The organism is Terriglobales bacterium (genome assembly GCA_035691485.1).
Lineage (GTDB): Bacteria > Acidobacteriota > Terriglobia > Terriglobales > Acidobacteriaceae > JAIQGF01.
Genome location: DASSIZ010000087.1, coordinates 1 through 3,345, shown reverse-complemented (window position 1 = coordinate 3,345; position 3,345 = coordinate 1). Strand labels below are relative to the sequence as shown.

Annotated in this window: 3 protein-coding genes; 1 reads left to right on the top strand and 2 read right to left on the bottom strand. The window is 62.2% G+C overall.

All coding sequences use genetic code 11. The annotated features are described in order from the left end of the window. Positions 1 to 543 (bottom strand): 2-isopropylmalate synthase (locus tag VFI82_11750; protein HET7185351.1); only part of this gene is annotated, 543 nt, incomplete at its 3' end. 205 nt (positions 544 to 748) lie between these two features. Here VFI82_11750 and VFI82_11745 point away from each other — a divergent pair. Then, positions 749 to 1,660, top strand: coding sequence for a LysR family transcriptional regulator (locus VFI82_11745; protein HET7185350.1), 912 nt, complete (start codon positions 749 to 751; stop codon positions 1,658 to 1,660). A gap of 79 nt (positions 1,661 to 1,739) precedes the next feature. Here VFI82_11745 and VFI82_11740 read toward each other — a convergent pair. Beyond that, positions 1,740 to 3,345, bottom strand: a 1,606-nt coding sequence (locus VFI82_11740) for a hypothetical protein (protein ID HET7185349.1), incomplete at its 5' end; no start/stop codon positions are given.

Sequence of the window (3,345 nt, the reverse complement as noted above, 5' to 3'; positions counted from 1 at the left end):
GAATTCGCTCGGCACGGTGTAGCCCACGGTGTCGGGAATGTTGAGCGTGGTCGCGCCCGCCTCGATCACGCCCTCCAGTACGGAACACAGGAACTCCGGATCGGAACGGGTGGCATCCTCGGGTGAGAATTCCACGTCGTCACACAGGGAGTGGGCGTAAGCCACTGCTTCGCGTGACTGCGCCAGGGCGTCGCGGCGGCTGATCTTTAACTTGTATTGCAGGTGGATATCGGAAGTGGCAAGGAAGACATGGATGCGCGGGTGCTCGGCTTCGCGAATCGCATCCCAGGCGCGATCGATGTCGGCCCGGGTACAACGCGCCAGCGCCGCGATCGCCGGCCGGCGGACGCGCTCGGCTACCGCTTTTACCCCGCGGTAATCCCCCTCGGACGCGATGGGAAACCCGGCCTCGATGACGTCAACGCCGAGGCGGTCCAGTTCGCCCGCAATCAGAACCTTCTCTTCGAGGTTCATGCTGCATCCGGGCGACTGTTCGCCGTCGCGCAGCGTAGTATCGAAAATCGTGATTCGATTGCCGCTCACTGCGCCTCCTTGCACCTGGGGTCACACTGCTATGTGAGCAAAAACCCAAGGCGGATCGGGCCGTCCGGAGCGCCGGACCGCCACCCGAATGCTACCCTTACAGGCCGGCAAAACTCCAAGTTATAATTCTTTTCGTTATCATTAGCTTTTCTGATGGCATAATCGCCAGTCGCCCCCGGCCCAAGGTCGCCGAATAGGGGGAGGAATGGACCTGTTCCAGCTGGAAGTATTCGTCATGGTGGCGCGCGAGGGGAGCTTCTCGCGGGCGGCGGAGAAGCTGTACCGGACGCAGCCCGCGGTCAGCCAGGCCATCCGCAAGCTGGAGGACGAGTTAGGGGAGTCCCTGTTCGATCGCTCCTCGCGCGACGGCCACCTCACCGACGCCGGACGCGTGCTGCACGACTATGCCCAGAAGCTGCTGAACTTGCGCGGCGAGGCGGCGGCGGCCCTGGTGGAAATGCGCGAGATGCGCAAAGGCAAACTGTGCATCGCCGCCAACGAGTACACCTGCCTGTACCTGCTGCCGGTGCTGGCCGAGTTCCGCCGGCTTTACCCGATGGTGAAGACCACGGTCGAGCGTTCGCTCGCCAGCCGCATTCCCCAGGATATCCTGGAGCACAACGTGGAATGCGGGGTGGTCTCCTTCAATCCCGAGGACCCCTTGCTGCGCAGCATCGTCGTCTATCGCGACGAATTGGCATTTGTCGTATATCCGCGACACACGCTTTCCAAGGCAAAGCAAGTGAGCATTAAACAGCTCGGGGTCGAATCGTTCGTGGCCCACCATGTGCCCTCCCCTTATCGCGCCAAGGTGATCCACGCATTCAAGCGTCACAAGACGCCGCTGAACATGGATGCCGAGCTGCCCACCATCGAGGCGATCAAGAAGTTCGTGATGATGGAAAATGGAGTCGCGCTGGTGCCCGGCATCTGCGTGGAAGAGGAATTGAAGCGCGGCGACCTGGTGCGCATTCCAATCGCGGACTTGAAGCTGGAACGGCGCTTGCGCATCGTCTATCGCAAGAATGCCAATCTCTCCCATGCGGCGCATGCCTTCTTGAAGGTCGCCGAAGGCATGGCAGACGGAGAGCGATACCTCTTCCAGCAGGAGCGGTAGCGCACCGCGGCCGGGTTCAGTATTCGGGCGCTCGATCCCGAATCATCGCCACCGTCGTTACACTTCGCAACACACTCCTTTAATCGCCTGCCGGGGTTCCCGACGGAACGGCCAATACCGGCACGCCCGTCTTCCGCATCAGCTCGTTGAGTGCCGGCAAGTCGCGATCCAGGACCCCGCGCAGCGCTTTCAGCTGTTCCTGCAGCTTGCCGTTCAGGTAGTCATAAACGGCGAGTTGCGGGCGAGTTGGCGCACCGTCGGCATATTCAATGGTGTGGCTGAGGGAATCCAGCTGCTCGTTGAGTTGGTTGGGGTAGCGCAGATTCCCTTCCGAGCTCTTCATCTTCACCTGCATGAGGTTTTCTTCGATCGGCGTCACCTTCTTGTTCAGGTCATCGGCCGCGGCCACCACCTGCTTGGCCTGCGCCCCTTCGCCCGCCCACTTTTTCAGCGTGTCGAGCTCACTCCGAAGCTGACGGACCTGGTTCACCGCCGTGTGCAGCGCCTGGTTGGCGGCGGCTATCTTCACCGCCAGCTCAAATTCCTTCTGCAAGTCCGCCTGCGTGACATTCTTAAGCCGGGGGTCGATGCGCAGCTCCAGCGGCACGGTTCGGCTGAATGTTCCTGCCGAAAGCCTCACTTGGTAGGTTCCGGGAAGCGCCAGCGGCCCCACCGGCCCCAAGCCGGAGTAAAAGGCGCCCGGAATTTTGATCGGCGACTCGTAGCGCAGGTCCCAGGCGAATCGGTTCATGCCGGCTTCGGCGGGAATGGTGAGCTTGGGAATTTCCTGGTCGGGCCACTCCGGTGGCTGCACGAAAGTTTTCTTCTCTTTGCTGGAGAGATGGCGCACCAGGCGTCCCTGAGCGTCGGTGATGTCGAGCGTCACCTCCTCTTTGGGTTTGGCGGCGAAGTAATAATCAATGATGGCGCCCTTGGGTGGGTTTTCGCCGACAGGACGGCGGCGATCCACCTGGTCCGGATAGTGCAGGCGAACCGCGGCCTGGGGCTTGTACAGGATGGCCGGCGCGGAAGCGACTTGCGCCGTCAACTGCCGCAGCGGGGTGATGTCGTCCAGGATCCAGAACGAGCGCCCGTGCGTCGCGACTACCAGGTCGTCGCCATGAATCAGCAGGTCGTGGATGGGCGACACCGGCAGGTTCAACTGCAAAGGCTGCCAGTTAGCGCCGTCATTAAAGGAGGCGTAAACGCCGCGCTCGGTGCCCGCGAACAGCAGGCCCTTGCGTCCCGGATCTTCCCGCACCGAGCGGACGTAGTGGTTGGGCGCAATGCCGTTCACGATCGGCGTCCACGTTTTTCCGTAATCGGAGGTCTTGAAGATGTACGGCTTCTGATCGTCGGACTTGTGCCGGTCGACGGCCACGTAAGCCGTGGCGGGATCGTGCGGCGACGGCTCGATGATGCTCACCAGGCTCCACTCCGGCATGGCCTTGGGCGTGACGTTCGTCCACGTGCCGCCGCCGTCGCGCGTCACCCATACCAGCCCGTCGTCGGTGCCTGCCCACAGCTCGCCCTGCTGCACCGGAGATTCGGCAAGCGCAAAAATGGTGTCGTAGTACTCCACGCTGGTGATGTCGAGCGTGATCACGCCGCCGGAGGGCTGCTGCTTGGACTTGTCATTGCGCGTCAGGTCCTTGCTGATCGCAGTCCAGCTGGCGCCTCCGTCG